Here is a 25,565-nt window from a genome sequence, read left to right on the forward strand (position 1 = left end):
CTTACTCTTCAAACCATAGTTTTGCAGAGTCAACCATGCGACCAAATAAGCCCGCTTCTTCGATGGTGGACAACGCCAATAGCGGCACTGTGCCGATGGTTTCTCCGTTCAATGTCAGCTTCAGAGTGCCCAGTTCGGTTCCGGCCGGAATCGGTGCAATCAAGGTACCTTTTTTCTCGACCGTGGCTTTCAGTTGTTTGGCCATGCCGCGCGGCACGTTGATCAGCAAATCTTTGTTCACGCCAAGTTTCACTTCCTTGGCTTGTCCTTTGTACACTTCACTGGTGCTGATGGCTTGCTTGGCTGAGTACAGCTTCACGGTTTCAAACATCTGATAACCGTAGTTCATCAGCTTCAGGCTTTCCTGCGTGCGGGCCTGGTCGGAGGTGGTGCCCAGCACCACGGAAAGCAGACGACGATCAACGCCGTTGGGCAATGTGCGATTTGCTGAACTCACTAGGCAATAACCGGCCGATTCGGTGTGTCCGGTTTTCATGCCGTCCACGGAGGGGTCAATCCACAGCAGGCGATTGCGGTTGGGTTGGCGAATGCCGTTGTAGGTGTATTCCTTGGTGGAATACATTTTTTTGTAGTATTCAGGAAAGTCGGTGATGATGCGTTTGGCCAGAATGCCCAAATCGCGGGCGGTGGTGTAGTGCTGTGGGTCGGGCAGGCCAGTGGCGTTCTTGAAGTTCGTGTCCGTCAGGCCCAGCCGTTTGGCTTGTTGATTCATCAGCGTTGCAAAGTTGTTTTCGTCGCCAGCCAGCAGTTCTGCGATTGCGCGGCTTGCATCGTTGCCCGATTGCACAATGACTCCGTATAGCAGCTCTTCAACGGTCACTGGCTTGTTCGGTTCGATAAACATGCGCGAACCTTCGGCTTTCCAGGCGTAGGGCGACACGGGTACTTGCTGATCCATCCGAATTTGCTTGCTGTCGAGTGCCGCAAAGGCCATGTAGGCTGTCATCAGTTTGGTCAGTGATGCGGGGTCGAGGCGTTCTCGGCTGTTGAATTCCGCCAAGGTTTGACCTGTAGTCAAGTCGAGCAGCATGTAGCCTTTTGCACCGATTTCGGGTGGAGGTGGCATCACACTGGATTGGGCAGCGGCTTGCGTGGCAACTCCGATACCAAGCCCCAGTACCAACGAGAGTTGGCCCACATGGCGTTTGAATCGGGAAATTCCTGAATTAAACAAGTAAAAAGCTCCTGTACTAGAAATTGGGAAGGAAAGTGGCTTGGCGTTTAGCTTGGGTAATAACGCACAACCAGCTCTTTGAGTTGAGGCAGTTTGCCGTGAAAAAAATGTTCCACTCCTGGCATGACCATCACTGGCAAGTTTTGTTCACCCGCCCAGCGTAAAACATCTGTAAGCGGCACTGTGTCATCGACTTCACCATGAATAACCAGTGTGTTGTCTGGCACTGCAGCCACTTTAAAGCGGCTTGTGGCGGTGCCTACTAGCACCAGTTTGCCAACGTTCGTTCCGGCCTCGCGCAACCGTTGCGCGCCATGGCTGGTTACAAAGGCACCGAACGAAAAGCCAGCCATGGCGATCGGCGCCAGTTGCAATTCGGCGGGTAGTAGCGTGGTACGGGCCAGTTCGGTCAGCTCGACCAGGTCGTCGGTTTCGCCCTGCCCATTGTCGTGCTCCCCTGCGCTTTGCCCTACGCCTCGAAAATTAAAACGAAGCGTTGCATAGCCCATTTGAAGAAATGCACGGGCCAGTGTTTGTACTACTTTGTTGTCTTTGGTGCCGCCGAACAAGGGGTGGGGGTGGGCGATCACTGCCAGTCCTCGCAACGGGGTCGCAGGTTCGTCAATCGAAACCTCGATTGGGCCAGCCTGACCGTTCCACAACTCGTGTCGGGTTTTTGGATTCATGGCAACCGCAGGCGTTCGACAATTTCGCCGCCCACCAAGTGAGAGTCAATAATTTCGTCCACGTCTGAAATATCCACATAGGTGTACCAAACGCCTTCGGGGTAAACCACCATCACAGGGCCTTCATCGCATCGGTCAAGGCAGCCAGCCTTGTTCATCCGGATTTTTCCTTGTCCGTTCAAGCCCAGTTTCTTGATCCGTTCTTTGGCATGTGCATGCGCGGCAGATGCATGGCAATCGGCACAGCAGCTCTCATTGTTGGGTCGTTGATTGGTGCAAAAGAAAACATGTTTCTCGAAGTAGCTCATGGCTGGGTGAGTCCGCGTGTGTGCTTTGGGTCGACAGCGTATTATCGCCGAAAACGTCGCTCGGGCAGGCTCAAAAAGGTCAAAACAGTCAGCGCCAAGATAGGCCACAATTCACTCACCCAGCGCCCTGCTTCTTGTAGGCTTCGGAAAATTGCCAGAATGCCGCTGCCCGGATTGCCCAGATCGGGGTCGTATACCCCGGGTAGCAGCAAGGTGATCAGCCACCCGCCCAGCAGGTGCAGCAGCCCGATTCTCGCCATGTGGTGGGGCAGCACCTGCATCATTGAAATGGTCAGTGCGACTACAAAGGCTATTAGTAAGCCCAGGCTGTTGGCCTCAAACCAACGTTGACCCAAGTAAGTCCAGGCCGACACTGGAGCCAGCACCAGGTAGTCAAGAAGTCGAACGAGCAAGGTCAATGCAATGAGTACAATCAGCAAGCGTGTTCGTGGCGAGCCTGCCTGTGTTTGTGCCAACCCAATCATCCAGGCGCACATCAAAAAACAATAGTTGATGAATGTGGGCGCAATAGTTTCAATTTTCAGCAACACTTCCAGCGGTATCCCAAACGGGGTGCTGTGCTGCAGTGGTCCCGGAATTTCCATAAGATTCCCCAGCCACAGCCCGGTGCTGAATGTGGGGTTTTGTGGCGCCAAAATACTGAGGAACCAAAGGCTAAGCAAGCCCATGCCTATCCACGCGCGTTGAATTAACCAATGCTCAATTCGGCGGTTCAGCAGTGGCGCAATTCGGTGTTGTGCGGTCAAGTAAATGCCCAAAAACACACCCAAAGCGCCCCCGATTGTATTGGTGACCAGGTCCATTTTGGAAGGCACGCGGCTTGGCAAAAATGTTTGCATGGATTCCAGCGAGAGAGAAATCAATGCACACAGCATCACCACCAATATTTTGTCGAATGTACGCGGCTGTCTGTTCAAGCCCAGCAGCATCAGGAAGCCCAGTGGAATGTAGCCACCTATGTTGATAAACACATCAGCCCACAGTACTTTTTGATGCACGGGAATCCATGGGCCAAACAGAAATTCAAAAGGGCCAATGCCGATGTGGCGCCAATCGCTGTAGGGGAAGAGGCTAAGGTGAATCACTACACAGGCATACAGGCTCGCAAACATCAGAATCCCGGTGTAGGGAGTTCGTTTCAGCAGGCTGGAATGGATTGGCGGCATGGCGTTTGAGCGATTCCTTGGTTTTGTGTCCCGTTCGGAGGTTAAGATGAGCAAAATTTCGCAACTAGCCCGAAGTGACCCGCATTCGATGTTAACCCAAGCCGATGTGCACTGGATCGAACTCGATTCAGTCGACTCAACAAATGATTACCTGGCTCGCGCTTACCAGCAGGGGCGGGTGTCCGGCCTGAATGCTGTATTGGCGCACATGCAAACCGCGGGCAGGGGGCGTGCAGGGCGGCCATGGCGCGCGCAGCCCGGTGCAAGCCTGTGTCTGTCCCTGGGCTTGCCCATGATGGGGCAGCAAATTCCCTTCCTGCCCCTGTGTGTGGGTGTCGCGGTGGCGCAGGTTCTTGAACAGTGGAAGGTGCCTGTACAACTGAAATGGCCCAACGATTTATTGGCAGATCAGCAAAAGTTGGGCGGTGTGTTGTGCGAATCTTTTCAAACCGGGCAGGGTGCCATCACTGTGGTTGGTGTGGGGCTGAATATTCAGGGTATTAACGTTCCCGAAGCGCTGTCTGGTCGGGGTGTTACCAGCTTGTCGAATTATTTGTCTGCACCGGGTTTACCTTCCCCGCGTGAACTAGCCGATGCAGTCGTGTCATCGATTTTGATGCGAATCGAGGCTGCAAATGTTCAGGGCATCGACTCAATCTTTGCCGAGTTCAGCCAACGGGATGCCTGGCTGCGCCGCCAAGTTCAAGTTGAGGACCACGGTGTGGTGTGTTTTGCCGGTGAGGCCATGGGCATTGACCGGCAAGGTGCCTACTTGGTGAATACCGAGCATGGCCTGCGTGCGGTTCACGCTGGTGACTTGTCGTTGAGGGTGAGGCTGTGATCAAAGCGGGTAGCTTGTTGTGTATCGATGCTGGAAACACCCTGGTGAAATGGTGCTTGCACGATAGCGCCAACGTCCGGTTTGAGCAGCCTTCCGCTTTTTTCAGTCAGGCCACAGCTGAATTCAAGCCTTTCTCCGAATCATTCGGTGCCGTTCAACAGCATTTGGCACCCAGTCTCAATTCTGGTCATGATGTGCGTGCCGTGTTGCTCAGCAACGTTCTGGGCCCGGAGTTCGAACAGTCAGTGCGATCAGTATGCGAGGCTGCTGACGTATCTCTGCATGTATTGACTGTGAACAGGCATGCTGAGGTGCAGTCTGCCTACCAAGCCCCGGCGACTCTGGGCAAAGACCGTTGGGCAGCATGCATGGCGCTCAGCGAGGTGAGCCAGATCAAGGTCAATTTGCTGGTTAGCTTTGGCACAGCCACCACCCTGGATGTGGTGGTTAAAAATGCTTGTTGGCAACACTTGGGCGGATTTATCGTGCCGGGTGTTGAAACCATGTTGCGCAGCCTGCATTCAAACACAGCCGAACTGCCCAAAGTGCAATTGGACAGCACCAGCACCAACGGCTGGCCTGTCAGCACGCAGCAGGCCATTGGTCAGGGTGTGGGTCGCATGCAAAAAGCAATGGTCGATTCCATGGCTGCTCAGTTACAGAGTGAATATGGTATTCCCCCAGCCATCTGGCTGACCGGTGGTTTTGCATCCGTCATGAAGACCCAATTGCCGCAGGCCACCCTGCTTGAATACGCTGTATTCAAGGGCCTGGTGCTTGATTATCGTTTGGCACAAAAAGGTGCAGCAGCATGAATGGTTGGCGTGTTCTGGCTGTGTTGCTGCTGCTGGGTAATTTGACGTTGCTGGGTTTTGGTGTTTTAACAAGCAATAGCTCGCAAAAAGCAATTGATTCTCCGGGTTTGCGTGCCGAGTGGGTTGGTATAGAACGTCCTTGGGATCAAGCTGTGGAGGTGCTTCGTGTGCCAGCACCTGTGGCCCCAAAAATTGATTTGAAGCAGGGCCAGGCCCAGCTTGATTCCGCCATTGAGAATGCCAGCAAACAGGTATTTGAGAATCCGAAAACTACCCAGACATGTTTGTTGTGGGGGCCGCTGTTGCAAAGTGAGTCGGCCCGAGTTCAGGAGGCCTTGCTGAACTGGGGTGGCGAAACAGATCGGCTTGAACGCCAGGTGCCTGTGGGCTATGTGGTCTACTTGCCGCAAGACATTGTGAATACCGGCGTGGGTATCGATCAACTTTCTGGCAAAGGCATTACTGACATGTTTTACATCACCACGCCAGGGCCATTGCAGGGCACGATTTCTTTAGGACTGTTCAGGGACCTGGATCGGGCGAATGCCCAGAAGGCTGATCTGGCGCGACGTGGCGTCGAGGGTGTGCAGATCCGGGAGCGGTTGGGTCCGGTGCGCGTGTTTTTTGAACTTCGGGGAAATGCCTCGCAAATCGAAACCGTGCGCTCTGTGTTTGAGTTGAACAGAAAGGGCGAGCTCAAGCCTTGTGAGTGACCAACGGGCGGCTGAGTTACAGGTTTCCGCTTCGGTCCTTGTCCAAGAAAACCTGAGCCAAGCGAGTGTTCTCAGCATTGACCCCTTTGCTCCAGCAAATTACTTTGAATGCCTCTCCCATGTCGGCTTCATTCAGCAGGGTATTCAAATTCTGGCGCATCAATGCACCGCGTGTCGGGTGAGTAAATTCCGGTTGTTTCCGGGCCAGGTCAAGAATGCCATGTGCCAACAAAAACTCGCCATGGTGCGCGTACCCCTCAAGCTCGCCACCGCAGCTTGTCAGGGCTTCACAGACTGCGCTGAAGTTCACATGAGCGGTTAAGTCCTGCTGCCCCACGTTCACCAGAAAATCATCATGTGCCGTGTGGCGGCTTGTGGCGCGCAAAGTGCCCTGCCTGCGTGTTGGGTGATAGTACATGGCTTCGTGAAAACCATAGTCAATCATTAGCGCCAGGCCGTTCAGACGCTCCGTGACTGTTTTTACCCACGCAATGCTCTGCTCTGCAATTTCCGATTCGTAGCCCACGGGCCAGGGCCCGTGGGTGGCCTCTAAATGTGAAATGGCGTTGGCAAACACCTGGTCGGCCGGTTTCCACACCCAGTGCAACTCACCATTCAGGTGTTGTACCCACGCCTCCAGCGGATTGCCTTCCTGCCATTTGAATCGACGAACCGGTGTGGCATCCAGTACCTCGTTGCCCAAAACTATCCCGCCGAGCTCTGTGGGTAGTTCTTCCAGCCAACGCACCTTTTGTTCTACCTGCGGGCCATGCAGTGCCTTTAACTTGGCCAATTGCACAGGCTTCAATCCGGCCGACACATCCACAATGTTGTATTGCGTAATTAAATCACCAGCCGTTTGAATGATGTCGCTGGCCAGTTGCCCGGTCCCAGCCCCAAATTCATACACCACACCATTGCAGCGGGGCAGCATCTCCCGCAGGGCCTTGCCAAGTGTTTGCCCAAACAACGGGCTCAATTCCGGGGCGGTAATAAAATCGCCCTGACGGCCAAAAATTTGCTCGCCTCTTGCGTAGTAACCATATTGGGGATCGTAAAGCGCGAATCGCATGAACTCGTCAAAGCGAGTGGCTTGATTAAAATTCGACAGCATGAGGCAGGTCTGGTTTAGAATAGCGGGTTCTTTTAAAAATCAAAGCCTTGAAGTAAACCCTGGTTTGCTTGATGGTCGTGGTTCACTGATTTTCCAGATTCTAACCGATGGCGCACGAATGACACATGCCAATCCACAATTTGCCCTTGTAACCGGGGGAGCCAAGCGACTGGGCAAAGCCATCTCGCTTGAACTGGCGCGTGCCGGTTGGTCTATTGTGCTGCATTGCCGTTCATCACTGGCAGAGGCCCGTGACACTGCGGCTCAAATTGAAGCACTGGGTGTGCACTGCGTGGTGGTTCAGGCTGATCTCGAGCAGCCCAGCGAAGTTGAAGCGTTGTTTGATGCCGCAGAAAAAGCGGGCCCAATTCGGTGTGTTGTCAACAACGCCTCCTTGTTTGAATTCGACTCGGGTGAAACTTTTCAGCCCGAGCTTTTTCACCGGCACATGGCTTCCAACCTGGCTGCGCCTATTCAATTGGCCAAACGGTTGTTTCAGCATGTGCCCGACCATGAGCAGGCCGTGGTGGTTAATTTGCTGGACCAAAAACTGAAAAACCTCAATCCCGATTTTTTAAGTTATACCCTCACCAAAGCTGGGCTTGAAACCGCTACCACCATGCTGGCCATGGAGCTGGCGCCCAAAGTGCGTGTAGTGGGCGTGGCCCCCGGGCTCACCTTGATTTCGCACCTGCAAACCGATGCGCAGTTCGAGAGTACTCACCGAATTTCGCCTTTGAACAAATCCTCCGAGCCTCAGGACATCGCCAACACGGTCTTGTTCCTGGTGCAAAGCCGCGCAATTACTGGTACCACCATTCTTGTGGATGGCGGGCAGCACTTGGTGCCCATGGCGCGTGATTTCAGCATGATGACACCATGACAGACTGGTTCTTTGATCCCCGCCTGGCCGACTGCCGTCGCGTTTTTATTCGCGACTTCGATGTGTCCGCCGCAATTGGCGTGTTTCCCCAAGAGTTGGGGCGTACGCAGGCTGTGCGTATTAACATTGATTTTTGGGTAAAGTGCGCATCCACCCCTTCCGAGCGCGACTTGCTGGTCGATGTGGTTGATTACGATTTCGTTCGACCAGGAATTCATGGCCTCATTCAATCGGGCCATATTGGCCTGCTTGAAACCCTGGTGGACAAAACCCTGGCGCTGGTGCTGGAGCATCCCAAGGTGGTGGCCGCCCGCGTACGCGCTGAAAAATCCGAGGTTTACCCCGACTGCGAATCCGCTGGTGTCGAGGTATTCCGCTTCAAATCCTAGAAAGCTGTTAGACCATGCAAACCATCACGATTTACCCCAACAAGGCTGAACAAAAAGAGGCCTTTGAATTCAACAAGCTGGAAAAGCGCCTTACAAAGCAAGTGGGCCAGGCCATTGCCGACTTCAATATGATTGAAGAGGGTGACAAAGTGATGGTTTGTGTATCGGGCGGCAAAGACAGCTATGGTTTGCTCGATATTTTGTTGTTGCTGCGTCAGCGTGCGCCCATCAGCTTCGACATCGTCGCCGTGAATCTCGATCAGAAGCAACCTGGCTTTCCTGAAGAAGTGCTGCCGAATTACTTGCGCAGCATCCATGTGCCGTTTCACATCGAAGAACAAGACACTTACTCGATCGTGAAACGGGTCATTCCCGAAGGCAAAACAACCTGTTCGCTGTGCTCGCGTTTGCGTCGTGGCATTTTGTACCGTGTGGCGTCTGAACTGGGCGCCACCAAGGTGGCTTTGGGGCACCACAAAGACGACATACTACAAACCCTGTTGCTTAATCTGTTTTATGGCGGTCGTATCAAGGGTATGCCTCCCAAACTGGTCAGCGACAACGGAGAGCACACGGTAATTCGCCCACTGGCTTATTGCCGAGAGCGCGATTTGGCCCGTTATGCCGAAGAGAAGAATTTCCCGATTATTCCCTGCAATTTGTGTGGCAGTCAGGAAAATTTGAAGCGCAAGGAAATGGCCGCACTGCTGACGCAGTGGGAAAAGCATAACCCTCGCTGGATCGCCAATTTGTTTACATCGCTGTCGACAGTGGTGCCCTCGCACCTCATGGATCGCAAGCTGTTTCCGTTTGAAACCATTCGCCCTGGTGCAGTACTTGAAGACGGTGCTGGCGACAGGGCGTTTGATTCGGATGACGAGTGCTGACTTACTTCAAAAACAGCTTGTACGCCGGGTTCTCGGTCTCGTTCACCGCCGGGTAGCCAAGTTGTTTCACAAACTTGTCGAACTCTGCATGGTCAGCAGGTGGTACCTGAATGCCTACCAAAATACGGCCATAGTCGGCCCCGTGGTTTCGATAGTGAAACAGGCTGATGTTCCAGCCCGGGTTCAAGGCGGTTAAAAATTTCGTCAATGCGCCCGGACGTTCCGGAAATTCAAAGCGGTACACCAGTTCATGGTCGGCCAAACTGGACCTCCCCCCAACCATGTGGCGCAAATGCAGCTTCGCCATTTCATCGTCGGTCAGGTTCAGGGCGTCGAAACCCGATGCAATAAAGCGCTGTTGCAATTCATCGGCCTGCGCACGGTTGCCAATTTGAATGCCCACAAAAATATTCGCTTTGGCTGAATCCGACATTCTGTAGTTGAACTCAGTCACATTGGTGGGGCCCAACAAGTCACAAAACTTTCTGAAACTGCCGCGTTCCTCCGGTACTGTGATCGCAAAAACCGCTTCACGTTGCTCACCCACCTCAGCGCGTTCAGCCACAAATCGCAAGCGATCGAAGTTCATATTCGCGCCACAAGAAATTGCGACCAGTGTTTGGTTTTGCAAACCCATTTCCGCAGCGTACTGTTTCAAGCCAGCCACAGCCAGTGCACCTGCGGGTTCAAGAATGCTGCGGGTGTCCTGAAACACATCCTTGATCGCCGCACAGGCCTCATCTGTGGTTACACGCACCACGCCGTCCACGTACTTTTCACACAGGCGGAAGGTTTCTTCTCCCACCAGTTTCACTGCCGTACCATCCGAGAACAAACCCACTTCGGAAAGTGTCACGCGCTTGCCTTGCTCCAGGCTTTGGGCCATTGCGTCTGAATCCACGGTTTGCACACCGATAATCTTGATGTCCGGACGCAACTGTTTCACATAGGCACCTACGCCAGCTGCCAGCCCACCCCCGCCGATCGCGATGAAAATGGCGTGTATCGGGCCTTGATGCTGACGCAAAATTTCCATGCCCACGGTGCCTTGGCCCGCAATTACATCCGGGTCGTCAAAGGGGTGTACAAAGGTCAGGCCTTTGGCTTGTGCCAATTCTGACGCATGTCCAGCTGCATCGCTGTAGCTGTCGCCAAACAGCACCACATTCACCCAGTCACCCCCAAACCGTTTTACTGCATCAATTTTCAAGGCGGGGGTGGTAGTGGGCATCACAATGGTGGCTGGGCAGCGCATCTTGGCGGCAGAAAGCGCAACGCCTTGCGCATGGTTGCCGGCAGAGGCAGCAATCACGCCACGTTCCAGTTGCATGGGGCTGAGGTGGGCCATTTTGTTGTAAGCCCCGCGCAGCTTGAAGCTGAACACCTCTTGCATGTCCTCACGCTTGAGCAATACCTCATTGGCAGTGCGAACCGACAGGGAATGTGCGCGCTCCAATGGTGTCTCAATGGCCACGTCGTAAACCTTGGCGGTCAGTATGCGTTTTAGATAGTCAAGACCCACAAAGCACCTATTTATTGCAGATTTTTAAGCAAATTTCGAGCTTTTGCCCATGAAGGCTACACTTTACAGCATGAGGGCAATCCCAAAAGCCGGCTTGCGCGTTTGGGTCGCATCTGCAGGTCGCCTTCGGGCATAATTTAGGCTCAGTTTCTCAAGGACAGGTTCGAACCCCCAATGGCATCTACACAATCATCAAAACCCAAAGCGAAACCTCAAGTTAGAAAATCTCTTGGCAACACCATTCCCGCGTTTGTGTTTGGCATGGTATTCGGGCTTTTGATTGCATTGGGTGTGGCTTTGTTTGTCAGCAAGTCACAGCTGCCATTTTCCGGTGCTGAAACCCAGGGGGCCGTGCCCAATGTGTCTCCAGGCCCAGGCAACAGCCCCCCTGATCCCAACAGCGCCATTTATGGCAAAGCAAATGCCAACCAGGGCAATGTGGTTACCATTGACCCATTTCAACAGGGCACGGAACCTCAGACAGGGGATGCCACTCCAACTGAACAAATTGAACCTGTGGCCCAAACCATTTACTTTCTGCAATTGGGCAGTTTTCGCAATCGGGAAGACGCTGAACAATTGCGGGCTCAGCTTGCGTTTGTGGGCACTGAATCCGAAATTGCCGTGGGCGAGGTCAACGGCAATGTTGTAAACCGCGTTCGAGTGGGGCCATTTGGCAGCGCGAATGAAGCCTATCAGGCCCGAATTCCCCTCACGAAAGGCGGATTCGAGGCAACTGTGGTCAAGGAGTAAACAAGTATGAAACGTCGTGAATTGATTCAAAGTGCGGTGGCATTGAGCGTGATGGGTGCTTTCGGTGGCTTGTCCCCGGCACTGGCCCAAGATGCCGGCGCATTCCGAAAAGTACGCCGGGAGGTTCCACGTTCTACACCTGGAAAAATCGATGTGGTCGAATTCTTCTGGTACGGCTGTATTCACTGTTACAACTTTGAGCCCAAAGTAAACGCTTGGTATAAAAAGTTGCCCAGTGATGTAGTCTTCACGAAAATACCTATCGCTTACCAAAGTCAGCGTGTGAATTTCCAGGGTCATCAGCGCCTGTATTACACACTGGAAACCATGGGCAAACTCGACATGGCCCACAGCAAAGTGTTTGAAGCCATGCACAAAGACAAAAAGCAGTTGGCCAACGACGAGCAAATTTTCGATTTTGCTGAATCGATCGGTTTGAAGCGCGAAGAATTTGCCAATGTATTCAAATCGTTTGGCGTGAATGCTAAATGTGCCCAGGCCAAAACCATTTTCGAAGCGTACGGAGCCGACGGCGTTCCCACCTTGGGAATTGACGGCAAATTCTTTACCTCTGCGTCCATCGCCGGTTCTGAAGACAATGCCATCCGAGTTGCGGAAGCCTTGATTCGACGACAGCGTCAGGCCTGAAGCGCAGGAGAAAAAATGAGGGAGGCATTTATGCGCAGTGGTGTTTTTAGGTTTGTTTCGACTGCGTCACTGGCATTGATCCTTGCTGCTTGTTCCAGCGTTCCGCTGGACAAGCCGGTTTCTTCTACTCCCGCGAAAACAGTGGCCAAGCCCTCGGCGCCTCCCCCTGTCAAACACGAAAACTGGGAGCCTGCACCTCAGGGCGGTGGTTATTATCTGGACGATGGTCCCGGCGATTTACGCCCAGCCAATCTTGATGACTTGCCCTCCGCCAGCCCCCAGGTTGAACCTATTGCAATTCGTAATACCCGGCCTTACACAGTGATGGGGCAAAGTTTCACGCCGCAAACTTCCCTTGAGGAGCCTTACAGTCAAAAAGGTCGGGCCAGTTGGTATGGCAAGAAATTTCATGGCGCGAAAACTGCCAATGGTGAAATTTATGACATGCACCAAATGACGGCTGCGCACCCCACTCTGCCTTTGCCCAGTTATGCCAAAGTCACCAATCTGGCCAACGGCAAGTCTGTGATTGTTCGCGTGAACGACCGTGGGCCTTTCTTGCGGGGCCGAATTATTGATCTCAGCTACGCGGCCGCCTATCAGTTGGACTACATCAAGCAGGGCAGTGCTGAAGTGCTTGTAGAGAAGATGACACCAGATGCAATCGCTCAATACCACGCCGAGAAGAACGGCACCGTGGTGGTAAAAAATGGCGCGCAAGTACAGCAGGTTTCACTCAGCAATCCGTCCACGTTGTTGCCTGTTCACCGAGCACCCTTGTACCTTCAAATTGGCGCGTTTGGCAATAAGAACAACGCAGAGGCTCTGGTCTCACAAGTTTCTTCCAATCATCAGGCTTTCGGCAAAGCCAGCCAAATTCTCTCTGAATCAGGCGTTCACCGCGTGTTGGTGGGGCCGTTCACCACCATTGATCAAGCCAACGAGGCTGCAATCGAACTCAGCGCCTTCGTTCAGGTTCAGCCAGTCATTAAACAAGACTTGATCCTGCCCTGATTGTCCCCATATCGGAACATCGGCGCGTAAGGCGCAACACCCCAACCAAAGGATAGGCATGGAGCAATATCACGGCACCACTATATTGTCAGTACGCAGAGGTAAGCACGTCGCGCTTGGTGGTGACGGGCAGGTTACCCTGGGGCATATTGTGGTCAAAGGTTCGGCCCGAAAGGTAAGGCGTCTTCACCACAACAAAATTCTGGCGGGTTTTGCAGGCGGCACCGCTGATGCTTTTACTTTGTTCGAGCATTTTGAAGCCCAACTCGAGAAGCACCAGGGGCACCTGTTGCGTGCCGCAGTCGAGCTTGCCAAAGAATGGCGCACGGATCGCATGCTTCGCAGGCTTGAGGCCATGCTTGCCGTGGCGGATGAAAATCATTCCCTGATCATTACCGGCAATGGCGATGTGCTTGAGCCCGAACAAGGTTTGGTCGCGATTGGAAGTGGCGGTGCCTACGCACATTCCGCAGCGAAAGCCTTGCTTGAAAACACCGAACTTTTGCCCGAGGAAATCGTCAAGAAATCCCTGACCATTGCAGGCGAACTGTGCATTTACACCAACCAGCATCACACCATTGAAGTGTTGGGTGCTCCTGAAGCATCTGGCAGCAAAGGTTAACACCATGACTCAACTTACACCTTCAAACATTGTTGAAGAACTCAACAAGAACATTGTTGGCCAGGACGCCGCCAAGCGTGCCGTCGCTGTGGCGCTTCGCAATCGCTGGCGTCGCATGCAGGTGCCCATGCCTCTGCGTCAGGAAATTACGCCCAAGAACATTCTCATGATCGGCCCAACCGGTGTGGGTAAAACAGAAATTGCCCGTCGCCTGGCCAAGCTCGCCAATGCGCCCTTCATCAAAATTGAAGCCACCAAATTCACTGAAGTTGGTTATGTGGGCCGCGACGTGGACACCATCATTCGTGACCTGATTGAAATTGCCTTGAAGCAGGTGCGGGAAGAGGCTCAGCTTGGCGTGGTCGAAGAAGCAAAGTCCGCCGCCTTTGACCGGGTGCTGGATGCACTGCTTCCCCCCGCCCGGGATTTCGGCTTCACCGAGAAAGCCCCCGAGCCCGATGAAAACCGCACGCGTATTCGATTCCGGGAAAAGTTGTTCGCTGGTGAGCTGGATGACAAGGAAATCGAGATTGAGGTGGCTGCCGCTTCGCCCTCACTGGATGTAGTTGGGCCACCCGGCATGGAGGAACTCACCGGGCAGTTGCAATCCATGTTTCAGAACATTTCAGGTGGCAAGAAAAAGCTGCGCAAAATGAAAGTGGCCGAGGCGCTGAAGGCGATTCAGGATGAAGAAGCCGCCAAGCGCGTGAATGAAGAAGAAGTGCGTGCCAAAGCGATCGCCAGGGTCGAGCAAGACGGCATCGTGTTTCTCGATGAAATCGATAAAATTGCGACCAAGACCGACGGTCGGGGAACCGACGTGTCGCGCCAGGGGGTCCAGCGCGATTTGCTGCCGCTGGTGGAGGGCACCACAGTCAACACGAAGTACGGCATGATCAAAACAGATCACATCCTGTTTGTCGCCAGTGGTGCTTTCCATTTGTCTCGTCCTTCCGATCTCATTCCTGAGCTGCAGGGGCGCTTCCCGATTCGGGTTGAGCTGGAGTCCTTAACCGTTGACGATTTCAAACGAATCCTGACCAGTACCGACGCCTGTCTCACCGAGCAGTACAAAGCCTTACTCGCAACGGATGGGGTTGAGCTTGAATTCACCGACGAAGGAGTTCGCCGGCTGGCTGAAATCGCGTTCACAGTGAACGAGAAAACCGAGAACATCGGGGCCCGCCGCTTGTACACCGTCATGGAGCGCCTGCTTGAAGAGGTGGCATTCGAGGCCAATGGCCAGCCCAGGCCTGTGAAAATTACAGCCGAGTTTGTCGACTCCCGGCTGGGTGAAGCGGCCAAATCTGAGGATCTTGCCCAATTCATTCTCTAGAATCCGTCGATCGGCATACTCGCCACCGTTGTCCGGGTAGATTCGCTTTAAAATGCTTGTTGTGCCCAGATTCTACCCGGACAATTCATGACCACAGACAATCTCACTTCCGCCATCAAAGCCAAAGTTCTGTCCGAGGCTTTGCCCTACATTCGCCGTTTTCATGGCAAAACCGTGGTGGTCAAGTACGGCGGCAACGCCATGACCGATGTCAATCTGCAAAAATCCTTCGCTCACGATGTGGTGTTGCTCAAACTGGTCGGTATCAATCCGATTGTGGTGCACGGCGGTGGCCCTCAAATCGATGAAGCTCTGCGTCGCATTGGCAAGCAAGGCACCTTTATTCAAGGCATGCGCGTTACCGACGAAGAAACCATGGAAGTGGTGGAGTGGGTTCTGGGTGGTCAGGTGCAGCAAGACATCGTCATGATGATCAACGAGCACGGCGGCAAGGCGGTGGGTTTAACCGGCAAAGATGGTGGGCTGATTCAAGCCCGCAAGATGAAGCTGGCCGACAAAAGCGAGCCTGGCAAGTTTCACGACATTGGTTTCGTGGGCGAAATTGCATCGATTGACCCCGCCATTGTGAAAGCCCTGCAAGACGACGCCTTTATTCCCGTTATCTCACCCATTGGCTTTGGTGAAGATGGCATGGCCTACAACATCAATGCCGACCTCGTGGCTGGAAAAATCGCCGAAATCCTGAAAGCTGAAAAGCTGATCATGATGACGAATACCCCCGGGGTTTTGGACAAAGACGGCAAGTTGCTCACTGGCCTGACTGCCAAACGGATCGATGAATTGTTCGAAGATGGCACCATTTCAGGTGGAATGCTGCCCAAGTTATCTTCCGCGATCGAGGCAGCAAAAAGCGGAGTAAACTCAGTTCACGTGGTAGATGGTCGTGTTCCGCACTGCCTTCTGCTTGAAATTCTGACAGACCAAGGCGTGGGCACCATGATTCGCAGTCACTGAGTTCGCAGTCACCAGGCCACTCAGCAAGGCAGTCCGCGTCAAACGCAGGGGGAAACATGTCGAACAAAAGAATACCCAATTTGTCGGTTACTGATGGATTTGATTTTGTGAAGAAAATCTGGGGAAGTCTGCCGATCCCCAGCGTGATGAACCCAACCACTGATCTCGATGAGCTTGACAAGCGCATCTCTGATCTCAAAGCAGTTGAGCAATGGCTCAATGTCAACCTCAGTATGTTGCGGGCCACCATTCAGGGGCTGGAAGTGCAGCGCGGCACCATTGCCACCATCAAATCTTTCAGCTCCAATCTGGGCTTGGGTGGTGACCGAGTCAGCGATGTCAATCAAGCTGTAAACGAGGAAATCATTCGGAACGCCATGCAGGCCGCAGTTGCGCCACCACCCGTGCCTCGTGTTGAGCCCGTTGCACCCAAAATTCCCGATCGCGAGCCCGCCGCGCCTGCTGCTGCAAGCGATGCGGCTGCGCAAGAATCCTCGAAGGCCATTGTGTCAAATGCCACCGCTTGGTGGGGGTTGTTGCAGGACCAGTTCAACAAAGTGGTTGCCACTGCAGCCATGGCAGGTTCCGGTGCCGAAGCCAGTCCCAATGCAGCTGAACCATCTCCAAAACCTGCCAAGCCCAAAGCCAAGCGTGCGGCCACGCCCCGTAAAAAAACCTCAAGCAGCACCCGCCCCGCGCGCACAAGGACATAGATGTTTCGTTTTGGCCACGCCACACACCCCAACTGGAGAGAGGCACTTGAACTCGTGTTGGTGCAGCTCGAAGGCCAGATGCAACTGGAGCAGTTCGCAAGCGATATTTCCCGGCCTCAAAAGCTGGGTTTGATTTACGCCACAGAAGCATTCGCCGAAAACATGCCACAAATTCTTCAGGGTTTGCGCCAGCGAACCAATGTCAAAGAGTGGGTTGGCGGTTTGGCGCCTGGTGTGTGCAGCAGTGGAGTGGAGTATTACCAAGAGCCTGCACTGGCAGTCATGCTGATGGAGTTCCCCGCCGATTCTGCGCGAGTTTTTTCAGGCAAATTGCCATTGCCCAAACCTGGCACAGTGACTGCGTCGGGGCGGGAAGCCATGTCCTCCGCGCTCATTCATATCGATCCGCTCACTGAGGACATTGACGATCTGCTCGATGATCTGTCGCTTAAAGTCAGTACGCGTCAAATTTTCGGTGGTCTGGTTTGCGCAGGTACGGCCAATACCCACATTGCCCTTGAACCCCTGTCCGGTGGTGTGTCTGGCGTGGTGTTTGCCAGTGGTTTGCCTATCGAAGTGCGCATGACACAAGGCGTTCAAGTGGTGGGCATGGAACATGAAATCACTGGGCTTCGCGGTAATTTTGTCGAAGAACTCGATGGTTTGCCGGCGCTCGATGTACTGCTCGCTGATTTGGGTTTGCAACCCGACTCGGACGAAGGTGATCCCGCAAGCCAGGCTGCCGAGGTGTTGGCCAAACGTTTTGCCCATGGTTTGTTTGTCGGTCTCACTGACCGTGCACTTGCTGAGTCCATTGCGCTTAAGGGTTACACGGCGGGTCGCTCCGAGGCGCACCAGCTGAAAGTACGTCCCGTGGTTGGAATGGATCCCAACAAAAAATCCCTGGCTGTTGCTGAAGATTTCAAGTTGGGCGATCGCTTGTCTTTCTGTACTCGCGATGAAAATTCTGCGCGGGTCGATTTAACCAGAATGTGTGCAGAACTGCGCGAAGATCTCGACGCGCCGGCACCCAAACTCAACGAACTTCAGGCCGCTGGTTTTTCTGGAATCCATTCTCAGCGCAAACCTCGCGGCGCGGTGTACATTGCCTGCAATGGTCGTGGCGCGGCATTGTTCGGCCTGCAAGGCGTTGAGCAGCAAATTGTGCGAGAGCAATTGGGGGACATTCCCCTGATTGGTTTTTCAGCCAACGGCGAAATTTTCCGTGGTGCTTTGTACGGTTACACCGGTGTGCTGGCTTTATTTTTCTAAATTTGATTATTGACATGAATATTTTGATACTCGCAGCAGGCAAGGGCACCCGCATGAAGTCAGCCTTGCCCAAGGTGTTGCACCCGGTGGGTGGCCAGTCCATGTTGGGCCGGGTGGTGGGTACCGCTTTGCAATTTGAAAACCCACATGTGGTGGTCGTGGTCGGGCACGGTGCCCAAGCGGTTCAGCAGCATTTGTCTCACCAATCAGGCATTCTGTTCGCCTCTCAGTCAGATCAACTGGGTACAGGCCATGCGGTTCAATGTGCAATCCCGGCCTTGGCCGATCATTCTGTTACCCTGATTTTGTATGGTGACGTCCCTCTCATTCAATTTGAATCTTTGCAGCCTCTGGTTCGGGCGGCAAAGGCCGGTCAGATGGGCTTGATGACCTTGCACATGCCCAACCCACACGGTTACGGCCGCATTCTTCGCGATACCGAAGGTGCAGTGGTTGGCATAGTTGAACAAAAAGACGCAACTCCCTTGCAGCTCACCATCACCGAAGTCAACACCGGTATTCTTGCTTGCCCCACCGCGCAGTTAAAAAACTGGGTAGGCAAGCTGAGTAACAACAACGCGCAAGGCGAGTATTACCTCACCGACATCATCGCGATGGCACATGAAGATGGGCTGCTGGTGCGCACCTGTCAGCCCACCCACAGTTGGGAAGTGTCGGGCGTCAATTCCCGGGTTCAACAGGCCGAGCTTGAGCGTATCTGGCAACTTCATCAGGCTGAAAAATTAATGATCGACGGTGTGCAACTGCTCGATCCCGCCCGGATCGATTTGCGTGGCACGCTTCACTGTGGCGCAGATGTATCAATCGATGTTGGCTGTGTGTTTCAAGGGGAAGTCACCTTGGGCGATGGGGTGTCCGTCGGCCCCTATTGCGTGCTCAACAACGTCAGTATTGCGGCGAGCACCCGTATCGAAGCCTATTCCCATCTCACCGATGCCACCGTGGGCGAAAAAGCGGTCATTGGTCCCTACGCGCGCCTGCGCCCTGGTGCCAAATTGGGCAATGAGGTGCACATTGGCAACTTTGTCGAAGTCAAAAATGCCAGCATTGCCAACCAGTCCAAAGCCAATCACCTGGCCTACATTGGCGACGCACAAATTGGTGAACGGGTGAATGTGGGTGCGGGCACCATTACCTGCAATTACGATGGTGCCAACAAGCACCTCACCATCATCGAAGACGATGTTTTTATCGGCTCAGATACCCAATTGGTCGCACCCGTGACGGTGAAGAAGGGTGCCACCCTCGGCGCGGGAACCACCCTCACGAAAGACGCGCCCGAGAATGCACTGACCGTGTCACGTGCCAAACAAATCACGATCACGGGCTGGAAACGCCCGGTCAAATCAACCAAAAAATAAAGGAATACCTAACACCATGTGCGGAATCGTCGGCGTACTCTCAAAAACCAACAGCGTGCCAGTGTTGATTGATGGCCTGAAGAAACTTGAATACCGCGGATACGACTCGGCTGGCTTGGCCATTCAGTCCGATGCTGACCAATCCATCCATCGTGCTCGCAGCGTAGGTCGAGTGGTCGAGCTCGACTCCAGCACTAAAACCCTGAGTGCACGAATGGGCATTGCTCATACCCGTTGGGCTACCCATGGTGTGCCCAGTGAGCGCAACGCACACCCTCATATCAGTGAAGGGCGGGGTGTTTCGGTCAGCGTGGTTCACAACGGCATTATTGAAAACCACGAGGAAATCCGCAAGGCGCTTACTGCTGAGGGCTACGTTTTTCAGTCCGACACCGACACCGAGGTCATCGCCCACCTCACCCACAAGCATTTGGTTCAAGGTCTTGAATTGCGGGCCGCGGTGCAGGCCACCGTGAAAAAGCTGGAAGGCGCTTTCGCCATCGCGGTTATTTGTAACACAGCACCGCTGACTTTGCTTGCGTCGAAGAAAGGTGCCCCCCTCTTGGTGGGGCATGGCGAGGGTGAATACTTTTTGGCTTCCGATGCTTCCGCACTCGTGGCCTATACCAAGCAAATTACCTACCTCGAAGAAAACGACGTGGTGCAATTGCAAACCACCGGGGTTTCATTCTTTGATGGCGCAGGTCTTCAGGTTGAGCGGCCCATCATCGAAAGTCAACTTTCGGCTGATGCCGTGGAACTGGGCCCTTATGCCCATTACATGCAAAAGGAAATCTACGAGCAGCCTGGAGCCATCGCGGCCACACTGGAAATGGTCAGCAACGCCTCAGCGGTCAAACCCGAATTGTTTGGCGCAGAGGCTGGCAATATTCTACCGGGCATTCAGCAAGTGCTTATTCTGGCGTGCGGTACCAGCTACCATGCTGCGCTGGTTGCGCGCTATTGGCTCGAATCGATTGCCGCCTTGCCGACCAATGTTGAAATCGCAAGCGAATACCGCTATCGCACCAGCGTCAGTCTACCTAACACATTGGTGATCACCATTTCGCAATCGGGTGAAACAGCTGACACCCTCGCTGCGCTAGAGCACGCCAAGTCTCAGGGTATGGTTAATGCCCTGTCCATTTGCAACGTACCTGAATCTGCACTCATTCGCGCCAGCAAGCTAAAGTTTTTAACACGTGCAGGCCCTGAAATCGGTGTGGCTTCAACCAAGGCATTCACCACGCAACTGGCTGCGCTTTTCACTTTCACGCTGGTCATGGCCAAGCTGCGTGGAAAACTCACCGCCGAGCAAGAAAAAACCTTACTCACGCAACTGCGTCACTTGCCCTCGGCCATGCAAAACATTCTGGCACTCGAGCCTGAAATCAAGGCCTTGGCTGCCAGTTTTGCAGAGAAGCGCCATGCGCTCTTTTTGGGGCGTGGCGTGCACTATCCCATTGCTATGGAAGGCGCGTTGAAGCTGAAGGAAATCAGCTACATTCATGCTGAAGCTTATGCTGCCGGCGAATTAAAGCACGGCCCCTTGGCCCTTGTGGATGCCGACATGCCCGTGGTGGCTGTTGCACCCAAGGACACATTGATCGAAAAATTGAAGTCAAATTTGCAGGAAGTTCGCGCACGTGGCGGTGAGTTGTATATTTTTGCTGACCGAGACACAAAGATCGAAAAAGCCGACGGTGTGCACGTGATCAATTTGCTTGATCACGCAGGGCACTTGTCCCCGATTTTGCACACCTTGCCCTTGCAGTTGTTGTCCTATCATGTCGCCTTGGTCAAGGGTACCGATGTGGACAAACCACGAAACCTCGCGAAGTCCGTCACCGTCGAGTAAGCGACTCTGCTTCTTCGGCCTTGAATTTTTTCAAGGCCTGTTCCGAGCCTTGCATTCGACTTAAACCTTCGGCCACCCGGTGAAACAATCCGGGTGCCAGCACCAATGGCGCAATCGTCTTGGGCGCAATAATTTTACGCTGACGCTTCTCAATACCTCGGTACATGGCATCAATCACCTGCTCTGGTTCAATCGCACCAAAAGCACCCTTGTGCCCTCCCCAAAGCACGCCCGCATTCACTTCCTGAATCATGGCCGTATTGGTAAAGGTGGGGTGTACACAACCCATGTCAATGCCGTCCAATGCCAGCTCTTGGCGGGCCACATCCGCCAGCGCCTCAACTGCGGCTTTGGATGCTGCATAATGCCCCATTAAAGGCGTGTGAATTGCGGCAGCCAGAGATGAGATCACCTGCAAGTAACCTTTGGTCTCGCGCAGGTAAGGAATGGCAGCGCGAATGGTGTTGAATGCACCATTTACATTCACCTGCATCACCGCGTCAAAGTCAGCAGGGTTCATGTGCTCAATCGAGCCCATTTTCAAGATTCCAGCGTTCACCACGACGACGTCAATCCTGCCAAAGCGCTCCTTGCACTCTGCCATGGCAAGCTCAAGATCCGCAGGCTTGCACACATTGGCCTGGCAGCCAGCAATTCCCTCTCCGCCCAAAGTTTCAACTTGCGCAAACACCGCCTCAGCGTTCAAGTCCACAACAAAGGCTTTGCCCCCTTTGCTGATCACTTTTGCAGCCAAGCCCGCACCAAGACCCCGAGCGCCACCCGTAATAAACACCACTTTGTTTTTCATATTCAATTCCAGAATGTCAATCAGAGGTTTTCAATAAATTCGATACAATCTGCAGCAAAGCGGTCAGGCGCTTCCTCCATCGGAATGTGGCCCACCTCTCGATACACCTTCAGTTCCGAGTACGGAATATCCCGATTGAATCGGCCGGCCATTTCAATGCTCACCCATCGGTCGTCACCGCCCCACACAATCAATGTTTTGCACTGAATCTCAGGCAAACGTTCCGAGCCTAGTTCTCCGTCGGTGAATACACCGACCATATGCCCCACAGCGCTTCGGTTCGGTTTGTGCATGAACAGCTCCAGGTACCTTTCAAGCACTTCTTTTTTCAGTTTACTTTTGTCGCCATATACATCACGCACGGCCATTCGCAGCAAAAATGCGGGCACTGCGTGTCGCGTCAGCCAGGCAATTGGTTTGATCGTAAACAGGGTGATGTAAATCGGCAGCGGTTGTTGATATCCAACAGAATCAGAAATGATCAAGCCACGCACCCGCTCCGGGTGTCTTTGCGCCTGGTCCCAACTTAAAAAACCACCAAATGAATTGCCGATCATCACGCATTTTTTAATCTGCAACTCGTCCAGTACCGCATCTACAAATTGCTGATAGAAAGCCACGTCCATTTTCCGAACGCGGCCTTGTTGGTCGAGCGCAGGCCCAGTCAAACCGAATGGTGGTAAATCGAATCTAATAATCCTGAATTGTTTGCTCATCTGCGCACACACATCACTCCATGTGTGCAGGCTGGCAGCAAAGCCGTGAATCATGACCACATCAGGCCCACTCCCCTCAATACTCACATGCACTTTCAGCCCCATGCAGTCTAGGAAAATAGATGTGGGCAAGGAATGTTTCTCGATTAGCGTCCTTCTGTCTGGGCCAGCCCATCCGAATTCATTCAGTAATCTGTTCACGCGATGTCTCCTGCGGTTTTCGTTCAATACAGTGTAGAAGCCCCACGTGCTGCTCGAACTTGATTACAATCAACGGTAGTTGATATTTCCGGACAAATCCTGCTCCTATGCCAGCTCGCCGAACTGTTGCCAGTGTAAAAATTCTGAGTGAGCTTGGCACAAGGCTTGGCTCCACCCGCAGCGCGCTTCTCATGGGTTCCTCGATTTTGCCAGCCCAACTGGATGATCCCCATCTCGAAATCGATCCTGATCAAGAGTTGCAGGTGATCCACAATCTGGTGCGCCTGCATGGCAAAGTACCCGGGCTTGGGCTAATGGCCGGCGCTGAATATCACCTGACCACCTACGGTATTTGGGGCTATGCACTCATCACCAGCCCAACCTTCAGACAGGCGGTCGAACTCGGTCTGCGCTATCTCGATCTCACGTTTGCATTTTCAAAAGTCGAATTGGAGCTGGGCAACGGCCTGGCATCCATGATCCTGTCGGTCGATCATTTGCCCCCGGCAGTGCGTTCATTTGTGGCTGAGCGCGATTGCTCTGCCATTCAGGTTTTGCAGCGAGAACTGTTTGGCGTCAGCCTGCCTTTGCGCGCTGTTGAATTCGCATTTGCACCCAATGCGCCCATGGCTCAATACGAAACCATGTTTGGCTGTATCCCGCAGTTCAATGCCGCAGTCAACAGGGCCACATTCGACGATCAGTGGCTTAATTTGCCCTTGCCCAAAGCCAACGAGCACAGTGCCCGTTTCTGCGAGACTCAGCTTGAGAATCTGCTCTCACGCCGAATGCAGCGGGGCGGCGTGTCCGCTTGGTTGCGCAACAAATTGCTGGCTGACTTGTCGTCTTCCCCGAGCCTCGCGCAAATAGCCACCGATCACTTCATGACTGAGCGCACCTTGCGCAGGCGTCTGACCGACGAGGGTACCAGCTATCGCGATCTGCTGGCCGAAGTTCGTCAAACCATGGCCGAAGAATTACTCAGTTCTACCGGGCTCAGTGTGTCTGAGGTTTCTGCCCGGCTTGGCTACTCGTCCCCCTCAGCCTTTATCCATGCTTTTCAGAAATGGCACAACTGTTCACCTCGCCAGTTTCTGGATGCTCGATCGAAGCAGATAGAGCGCCACCAGTCCGGGAATGGCAGCCACGGTTGAGAACACAAAAAAGTCGCTCCATCCATAGGCTGCCACCACATACCCGGCAGGGGCAGCCAGGTAAACCCGTCCCATAGCCGCTAGCGATGAAAGCAAAGCGTATTGTGTTGCTGAAAATTCCTTGCTGCACAGGCTGGTCAACAAGCCGACAAAAGCAGCGGTTCCCATACCCCCGCACAGGTTCTCAACAAATACGGCACTGCCCATGGCCCAGATATTCGGTTCTATGAGCGACAGCGCCCAAAATGACAAATTTGAAACCGCCTGAAATATTCCAAACAACATCAGCGAGCCATAGAGACCCATCCGTGTCATCAATGCGCCCCCCAGAAATGCGCCCAACAGTGTGGCGATCAGGCTCACCGTCTTGTTCACGGCACCCACTTCGGTCAATGTAAAACCCAATCCCTTGAGCAGAAATGCAGTGGTCAATGAACCCGCAAACGCATCTCCCACCTTGTAAAGCACAATCAACAGCAAAATCCAGATCGCCGCTTCTTTGCTCATGAAGTTGCCTGTCGACTCCCTCACAATGTCAAACAGTTTTCTTTTCGAAGCTCGCCTGGCCACGTCCTCGGGTGTGTCGGCGGTGGGGCTTAAAGCAGTTATCACAGCGCAGGCGGCAATCAGCCCCGCCATCAACAGGTAGGTGCCAGTCCAGCCCAGGTACTCGCCAGCCAGTATCAATGCCAGCCCGCCGGAAACCAACATGGCTATCCGATAACCTGTTACGTAGTAAGCAGCACCAAGACCGCGCTCAGGAGCGGGAAGCAGGTCGGTGCGGTAGGCGTCAATCGCCATGTCCTGCGTCGATGAACAAAAGGCAATGGCCACGGCAACTGCAGCCACTGTCCAGGCAGAATGTGCGTCCACAAATGCCATGGCGGCAATCAGTCCGGCACAGGCCAATTGCATCAACGCAATCCAGCCACGCCTTTGGTCAAAAAAACCCGGCTTCAAATAATCGAGAAAGGGCGACCACAAAAATTTGTAGGTGTAAGGAAATCCCACCACCGCGTACAAACCAATGGTTTTAATGTCCACATTCTCGACTGCCAACCACGCTTGAAGGGTGCTTCCTGTCAGTGCCAGGGGTAGTCCACTCGAAAAACCAAGAATTAATATACAAATAAGACGGAAAGGGGGCATGGGGTGTTGACGTTGTTTAAAAAAGCATCCATAATCCGGGGTTCTCTTTTGGAGAGATGCCCGAGTGGCTAAAGGGGGCAGACTGTAAATCTGTTGGCTTACGCCTACGTTGGTTCGAATCCAACTCTCTCCACCAAGAATTCAAGCAGTTTAACCGAGTGCGCCCTTGAAAGGGGGCGTGCAAGGTGTGCGGGTGTAGCTCAATGGTAGAGCTGAAGCCTTCCAAGCTTAAGACGAGGGTTCGATTCCCTTCACCCGCTCCAGGCTTTAATAGAAAGTTGCTCATGTGGCTCAGTGGTAGAGCACTCCCTTGGTAAGGGAGAGGTCGGCAGTTCGATCCTGCCCATGAGCACCATACCGTTATAACCGCACTCCTTTGTTGGGTGCCCGCACCGAGGTCGTCATGGCAAAAGAAAAGTTTGAG

The 25,565-nt window shown here is 53.6% G+C and carries 26 protein-coding genes and 3 tRNA genes; 20 read left to right on the top strand and 9 right to left on the bottom strand.

From position 1 onward, the window contains the following. Position 1: 1 nt before the first annotated feature. The 4 genes from PY990_RS08280 to PY990_RS08295 are packed head-to-tail and all read right to left on the bottom strand — an operon-like array spanning position 2 to position 3,376. Positions 2-1,195, bottom strand: a complete 1,194-nt coding sequence (locus PY990_RS08280) for a D-alanyl-D-alanine carboxypeptidase family protein (RefSeq protein ID WP_275271219.1) — start codon at positions 1,193-1,195, stop codon at positions 2-4. 47 nt (positions 1,196-1,242) lie between these two features. After that, positions 1,243-1,881, bottom strand: a complete 639-nt coding sequence (locus PY990_RS08285) for an alpha/beta hydrolase (RefSeq protein ID WP_275271220.1) — start codon at positions 1,879-1,881, stop codon at positions 1,243-1,245. Further along, positions 1,878-2,189: a (2Fe-2S) ferredoxin domain-containing protein gene (locus PY990_RS08290; RefSeq protein WP_171097375.1), complete on the bottom strand. Its 312-nt coding sequence runs from the start codon at positions 2,187-2,189 to the stop codon at positions 1,878-1,880. The genes PY990_RS08285 and PY990_RS08290 overlap by 4 nt, the downstream gene beginning before the upstream one ends. Positions 2,190-2,230: 41 nt before the next feature. Next, on the bottom strand, positions 2,231-3,376 hold the full coding sequence (locus PY990_RS08295) for a VanZ family protein (RefSeq protein ID WP_275271221.1): 1,146 nt from the start codon (positions 3,374-3,376) through the stop codon (positions 2,231-2,233). 46 nt (positions 3,377-3,422) lie between these two features. On the opposite strand from PY990_RS08295, the gene PY990_RS08300 reads away from it, so the two are divergent. From PY990_RS08300 to PY990_RS08310, 3 genes are read left to right on the top strand one after another with little or no spacing between them, the layout of a single operon-like run. Continuing rightward, a complete protein-coding gene (locus PY990_RS08300; RefSeq protein WP_275271222.1) occupies positions 3,423-4,217 on the top strand; it encodes a biotin--[acetyl-CoA-carboxylase] ligase in 795 nt (264 codons plus the stop codon). Further along, a complete protein-coding gene (locus PY990_RS08305) occupies positions 4,214-5,032 on the top strand; it encodes a type III pantothenate kinase (protein WP_275271223.1) in 819 nt (272 codons plus the stop codon). Before PY990_RS08300 ends, PY990_RS08305 begins: the two co-directional genes overlap by 4 nt. Then, positions 5,029-5,745, top strand: a complete 717-nt coding sequence (locus PY990_RS08310; protein ID WP_275271224.1) for a hypothetical protein — start codon at positions 5,029-5,031, stop codon at positions 5,743-5,745. The genes PY990_RS08305 and PY990_RS08310 overlap by 4 nt, the downstream gene beginning before the upstream one ends. 16 nt (positions 5,746-5,761) lie before the next feature. On the opposite strand, the gene PY990_RS08315 is transcribed toward PY990_RS08310, so the two are convergent. Beyond that, on the bottom strand, positions 5,762-6,859 hold the full coding sequence (locus PY990_RS08315; protein ID WP_275271225.1) for a class I SAM-dependent methyltransferase: 1,098 nt from the start codon (positions 6,857-6,859) through the stop codon (positions 5,762-5,764). A gap of 118 nt (positions 6,860-6,977) precedes the next feature. Between PY990_RS08315 and PY990_RS08320 the strand changes: the two genes are divergently transcribed. The 3 genes from PY990_RS08320 to ttcA are packed head-to-tail and all read left to right on the top strand — an operon-like array spanning position 6,978 to position 9,018. After that, positions 6,978-7,742: an SDR family oxidoreductase gene (locus tag PY990_RS08320; protein WP_275271240.1), complete on the top strand. Its 765-nt coding sequence runs from the start codon at positions 6,978-6,980 to the stop codon at positions 7,740-7,742. Continuing rightward, positions 7,739-8,131 (top strand): dihydroneopterin aldolase, encoded by a 393-nt coding sequence (locus tag PY990_RS08325; protein WP_008248053.1) that lies wholly within the window; start codon positions 7,739-7,741, stop codon positions 8,129-8,131. The genes PY990_RS08320 and PY990_RS08325 overlap by 4 nt, the downstream gene beginning before the upstream one ends. A 14-nt stretch (positions 8,132-8,145) precedes the next feature. After that, complete coding sequence (ttcA, locus tag PY990_RS08330; RefSeq protein WP_275271226.1) at positions 8,146-9,018, top strand: tRNA 2-thiocytidine(32) synthetase TtcA; 873 nt, start codon at positions 8,146-8,148, stop codon at positions 9,016-9,018. A 1-nt stretch (position 9,019) separates the two neighbouring features. Here the strand turns inward: ttcA and ilvA are convergent, their stop codons facing one another. After that, positions 9,020-10,540, bottom strand: a complete 1,521-nt coding sequence (gene ilvA, locus PY990_RS08335) for a threonine ammonia-lyase, biosynthetic (RefSeq protein WP_275271227.1) — start codon at positions 10,538-10,540, stop codon at positions 9,020-9,022. A gap of 174 nt (positions 10,541-10,714) precedes the next feature. Between ilvA and PY990_RS08340 the strand changes: the two genes are divergently transcribed. From PY990_RS08340 to glmS, 10 genes are all read left to right on the top strand, one after another. Continuing rightward, positions 10,715-11,293, top strand: a complete 579-nt coding sequence (locus PY990_RS08340; protein ID WP_275271228.1) for an SPOR domain-containing protein — start codon at positions 10,715-10,717, stop codon at positions 11,291-11,293. A gap of 6 nt (positions 11,294-11,299) precedes the next feature. Next, on the top strand, positions 11,300-11,941 hold the full coding sequence (locus PY990_RS08345) for a thiol:disulfide interchange protein DsbA/DsbL (RefSeq protein ID WP_275271229.1): 642 nt from the start codon (positions 11,300-11,302) through the stop codon (positions 11,939-11,941). Between the two features lie 15 nt (positions 11,942-11,956). Then, entirely contained in the window at positions 11,957-12,955 is a 999-nt protein-coding gene (locus PY990_RS08350; RefSeq protein ID WP_275271230.1) for a septal ring lytic transglycosylase RlpA family protein, read from the top strand. A gap of 58 nt (positions 12,956-13,013) precedes the next feature. After that, entirely contained in the window at positions 13,014-13,577 is a 564-nt protein-coding gene (gene hslV, locus PY990_RS08355) for an ATP-dependent protease subunit HslV (protein WP_008248037.1), read from the top strand. Positions 13,578-13,581: 4 nt separating this feature from the next. After that, a complete protein-coding gene (gene hslU, locus PY990_RS08360; protein WP_275271231.1) occupies positions 13,582-14,913 on the top strand; it encodes an ATP-dependent protease ATPase subunit HslU in 1,332 nt (443 codons plus the stop codon). Positions 14,914-15,000: 87 nt separating this feature from the next. Next, positions 15,001-15,888: an acetylglutamate kinase gene (argB, locus tag PY990_RS08365; protein WP_008248035.1), complete on the top strand. Its 888-nt coding sequence runs from the start codon at positions 15,001-15,003 to the stop codon at positions 15,886-15,888. Positions 15,889-15,944: 56 nt separating this feature from the next. Continuing rightward, positions 15,945-16,601 (top strand): PhaM family polyhydroxyalkanoate granule multifunctional regulatory protein, encoded by a 657-nt coding sequence (locus PY990_RS08370; RefSeq protein WP_275271232.1) that lies wholly within the window; start codon positions 15,945-15,947, stop codon positions 16,599-16,601. After that, entirely contained in the window at positions 16,602-17,873 is a 1,272-nt protein-coding gene (locus PY990_RS08375) for an FIST signal transduction protein (protein WP_275271233.1), read from the top strand. A 14-nt stretch (positions 17,874-17,887) separates the two neighbouring features. Continuing rightward, positions 17,888-19,255: a bifunctional UDP-N-acetylglucosamine diphosphorylase/glucosamine-1-phosphate N-acetyltransferase GlmU gene (gene glmU, locus PY990_RS08380; RefSeq protein ID WP_275271234.1), complete on the top strand. Its 1,368-nt coding sequence runs from the start codon at positions 17,888-17,890 to the stop codon at positions 19,253-19,255. A gap of 16 nt (positions 19,256-19,271) precedes the next feature. Next, entirely contained in the window at positions 19,272-21,113 is a 1,842-nt protein-coding gene (gene glmS / locus PY990_RS08385) for a glutamine--fructose-6-phosphate transaminase (isomerizing) (protein ID WP_275271235.1), read from the top strand. Here the strand turns inward: glmS and PY990_RS08390 are convergent. Together PY990_RS08390 and PY990_RS08395 are read right to left on the bottom strand one after the other, a co-directional pair. After that, positions 21,100-21,921 (bottom strand): SDR family NAD(P)-dependent oxidoreductase, encoded by an 822-nt coding sequence (locus tag PY990_RS08390; protein WP_275271236.1) that lies wholly within the window; start codon positions 21,919-21,921, stop codon positions 21,100-21,102. The two genes, glmS and PY990_RS08390, sit on opposite strands and share 14 nt — an antisense overlap. A gap of 20 nt (positions 21,922-21,941) precedes the next feature. Continuing rightward, the gene (locus tag PY990_RS08395) at positions 21,942-22,838 is read right to left on the bottom strand and encodes an alpha/beta fold hydrolase (protein WP_275271237.1); all 897 of its coding nucleotides are present in this window, start codon (positions 22,836-22,838) and stop codon (positions 21,942-21,944) included. Positions 22,839-22,945: 107 nt separating this feature from the next. Here PY990_RS08395 and PY990_RS08400 point away from each other — a divergent pair, with 107 nt between their 5' ends. Next, positions 22,946-23,992 carry an AraC family transcriptional regulator gene (locus PY990_RS08400; protein WP_275271238.1) on the top strand — a complete coding sequence of 349 codons (1,047 nt, stop codon included), beginning with the start codon at positions 22,946-22,948 and terminating at the stop codon, positions 23,990-23,992. Here PY990_RS08400 and PY990_RS08405 read toward each other — a convergent pair. Then, a complete protein-coding gene (locus PY990_RS08405; protein ID WP_275271239.1) occupies positions 23,918-25,141 on the bottom strand; it encodes an AmpG family muropeptide MFS transporter in 1,224 nt (407 codons plus the stop codon). The genes PY990_RS08400 and PY990_RS08405 overlap by 75 nt on opposite strands. Positions 25,142-25,191: 50 nt before the next feature. Here PY990_RS08405 and PY990_RS08410 point away from each other — a divergent pair. From PY990_RS08410 to PY990_RS08420, 3 genes are all read left to right on the top strand, one after another. Then, positions 25,192-25,277, top strand: a tRNA-Tyr gene (locus tag PY990_RS08410). Between the two features lie 53 nt (positions 25,278-25,330). Next, positions 25,331-25,404 (top strand) — tRNA-Gly (locus PY990_RS08415). Positions 25,405-25,421: 17 nt separating this feature from the next. Continuing rightward, positions 25,422-25,496: transfer RNA gene (locus tag PY990_RS08420), tRNA-Thr, on the top strand. Positions 25,497-25,565 lie beyond the last annotated feature (69 nt).

The organism is Limnobacter olei (assembly GCF_029087225.1).
GTDB lineage: Bacteria > Pseudomonadota > Gammaproteobacteria > Burkholderiales > Burkholderiaceae_B > Limnobacter > Limnobacter olei.

Excerpts from the sequence above, each read along its gene's own strand:
- PY990_RS08285 (WP_275271220.1), bottom strand. The coding sequence starts at position 1,881 with ATGAATCCAAAAACCCGACACGAGTTGTGGAACGGTCAGGCTGGCCCA.
- PY990_RS08290 (WP_171097375.1), bottom strand. The coding sequence starts at position 2,189 with ATGAGCTACTTCGAGAAACATGTTTTCTTTTGCACCAATCAACGACCC.
- PY990_RS08295 (WP_275271221.1), bottom strand. The coding sequence starts at position 3,376 with ATGCCGCCAATCCATTCCAGCCTGCTGAAACGAACTCCCTACACCGGG.
- PY990_RS08300 (WP_275271222.1), top strand. The coding sequence starts at position 3,423 with ATGAGCAAAATTTCGCAACTAGCCCGAAGTGACCCGCATTCGATGTTA.
- PY990_RS08310 (WP_275271224.1), top strand. The coding sequence starts at position 5,029 with ATGAATGGTTGGCGTGTTCTGGCTGTGTTGCTGCTGCTGGGTAATTTG.
- PY990_RS08315 (WP_275271225.1), bottom strand. The coding sequence starts at position 6,859 with ATGCTGTCGAATTTTAATCAAGCCACTCGCTTTGACGAGTTCATGCGA.
- PY990_RS08320 (WP_275271240.1), top strand. The coding sequence starts at position 6,978 with ATGACACATGCCAATCCACAATTTGCCCTTGTAACCGGGGGAGCCAAG.
- PY990_RS08325 (WP_008248053.1), top strand. The coding sequence starts at position 7,739 with ATGACAGACTGGTTCTTTGATCCCCGCCTGGCCGACTGCCGTCGCGTT.
- ttcA (WP_275271226.1), top strand. The coding sequence starts at position 8,146 with ATGCAAACCATCACGATTTACCCCAACAAGGCTGAACAAAAAGAGGCC.
- PY990_RS08340 (WP_275271228.1), top strand. The coding sequence starts at position 10,715 with ATGGCATCTACACAATCATCAAAACCCAAAGCGAAACCTCAAGTTAGA.
- PY990_RS08345 (WP_275271229.1), top strand. The coding sequence starts at position 11,300 with ATGAAACGTCGTGAATTGATTCAAAGTGCGGTGGCATTGAGCGTGATG.
- PY990_RS08350 (WP_275271230.1), top strand. The coding sequence starts at position 11,957 with ATGAGGGAGGCATTTATGCGCAGTGGTGTTTTTAGGTTTGTTTCGACT.
- hslV (WP_008248037.1), top strand. The coding sequence starts at position 13,014 with ATGGAGCAATATCACGGCACCACTATATTGTCAGTACGCAGAGGTAAG.
- hslU (WP_275271231.1), top strand. The coding sequence starts at position 13,582 with ATGACTCAACTTACACCTTCAAACATTGTTGAAGAACTCAACAAGAAC.
- argB (WP_008248035.1), top strand. The coding sequence starts at position 15,001 with ATGACCACAGACAATCTCACTTCCGCCATCAAAGCCAAAGTTCTGTCC.
- PY990_RS08370 (WP_275271232.1), top strand. The coding sequence starts at position 15,945 with ATGTCGAACAAAAGAATACCCAATTTGTCGGTTACTGATGGATTTGAT.
- PY990_RS08375 (WP_275271233.1), top strand. The coding sequence starts at position 16,602 with ATGTTTCGTTTTGGCCACGCCACACACCCCAACTGGAGAGAGGCACTT.
- glmU (WP_275271234.1), top strand. The coding sequence starts at position 17,888 with ATGAATATTTTGATACTCGCAGCAGGCAAGGGCACCCGCATGAAGTCA.
- glmS (WP_275271235.1), top strand. The coding sequence starts at position 19,272 with ATGTGCGGAATCGTCGGCGTACTCTCAAAAACCAACAGCGTGCCAGTG.
- PY990_RS08390 (WP_275271236.1), bottom strand. The coding sequence starts at position 21,921 with ATGAAAAACAAAGTGGTGTTTATTACGGGTGGCGCTCGGGGTCTTGGT.
- PY990_RS08400 (WP_275271238.1), top strand. The coding sequence starts at position 22,946 with ATGCCAGCTCGCCGAACTGTTGCCAGTGTAAAAATTCTGAGTGAGCTT.
- PY990_RS08405 (WP_275271239.1), bottom strand. The coding sequence starts at position 25,141 with ATGCCCCCTTTCCGTCTTATTTGTATATTAATTCTTGGTTTTTCGAGT.